The 1,373-nt window shown below is 71.4% G+C and carries 2 protein-coding genes; both read right to left on the bottom strand.

The features are described from left to right. On the bottom strand, nt 1-1,084 hold a 1,084-nt coding region (locus tag D180_RS22140; protein ID WP_017914494.1), incomplete at its 3' end, for a PH domain-containing protein. Next, nucleotides 1,081-1,373 (bottom strand): PH domain-containing protein (locus D180_RS22135; RefSeq protein ID WP_017914493.1); only part of this gene is annotated, 293 nt, incomplete at its 5' end. The genes D180_RS22135 and D180_RS22140, both read right to left, overlap by 4 nt.

Here is a 1,373-nt window from a genome sequence, read left to right as displayed (position 1 = left end):
CGATCTGCGGCAGCAGCCGCTGCAGCAGCGCATCGCAGGCGGCCGGCGTGGCCAATGGCGCCAGTTCCGTCAGCGCGTGGTCGTGCCCGTGCCCGTGGTGCGACTGGATCACCGCCGTGTCGATGTGCAGGCTGCGCCGCCGCAGCAACCGCTGCAGCACGCTTTCGTGCAGGGTCCAGGCCTGGATCCGGCGCCGCGCCACGCTGCTGCGCAACCGCGTCAGCAGGCCGCGCTCCACGGTCAGCCGGCGCTCGCTCTCGCTCAGCCGGAAGCCGTGGTACTGCACGATGGCCAGCCCCATCGACAAGGCGCGCATCAGCAGCAACAGCGTCGCCAGCATCATGGCGAAGGTCACCGCGCCCGCCATCCAGCCCAGTTGCAGGTGCGTGGCGTAGCCGAACAGTTGCCGCCCGTAGTGCTCGATCGCGTTGGAGATCATGCGCTCGGGGAACAGGTGGTAGGTGGCGCCGAACGCGGTGAGCAGCACCACCATGCCGCGGTTGGAGATCAGGCCCTGGCGCAGCACCTCGGTGGTGGGCAGCGCCAGCAGCAGTTCGCTGTCCGGCGCGGCAGCGGGTGCAGCGTCGGCATCGGTCGCGGCGATCGTGTCGGCGGCGGGTGCGCGGTGGCGGATCTGCTGTTCCAGCGCCAGCGCCTGGTCCAGCCGCAGCACCCGCATCTGCGCCTCGGGCTTGGTGCCGCCGGCCGACTCCAGGCGTACCTCGGCCACGCCGAATAGCCGGTGCAGCAGCGACTGGTGCACCACCACGTTGTGGATGCGCGCGAACGGGATCTCGCGCAGGCTGCGTTCCAGCCAGCCGCTGCGGATGCTCAGGCTGTCGTGGCCGATGCGGTACTGGTAGGTGAGATAGCGCAGCAGCGACACCGCCACCAGCCCGCTGCACACCGCCAGCATCACCAGGTGATCGGCGTGATCGCGGTGGCCGTCGCGGCTGCCGAACACCAGCAGCGCCAGCAACGGCAGCAGGAAATGCCTGAGGTGCTGCAGCAGCACGAACAGCCACGACCACGGATGCAGGCGCCGCACCGGCGTGGTGTGTTCGGCGTCGGCCAGGCCGCTCACAGCGCGTCGTCGTCGTGGTCGAGCTGGTGCGCCAGGCGCTCGCGCAGGCGTTCGGCGTCGGCCTGATCCAGACCGGGCACGGCGACCGCGGTATGCCGGGTGCCGGCGGTGTGCACGACCAGGGTGGCCAGGCGCAGGGCGCGTTCCAGCGGGCCGCGGCGCAGGTCCAGGTGCTGCACGCGCGAGATCGGGACGTGCGTCTCGCTCTGCCACAGGCGCCCGCGGAACACGTCCAGGCCCTGGGCATTCAGCCGCCAGCGGATGCGCCGGTGGCGGACGAAGCCGACCC

This window comes from Xanthomonas sp. SHU 166 (genome assembly GCF_000364685.1).
In the GTDB taxonomy this organism is placed as follows: domain Bacteria; phylum Pseudomonadota; class Gammaproteobacteria; order Xanthomonadales; family Xanthomonadaceae; genus Xanthomonas_A; species Xanthomonas_A sontii.
The sequence above is the reverse complement of the archived record's forward strand: the minus strand, read 5'-3'. Positions and strand labels throughout refer to the sequence as shown.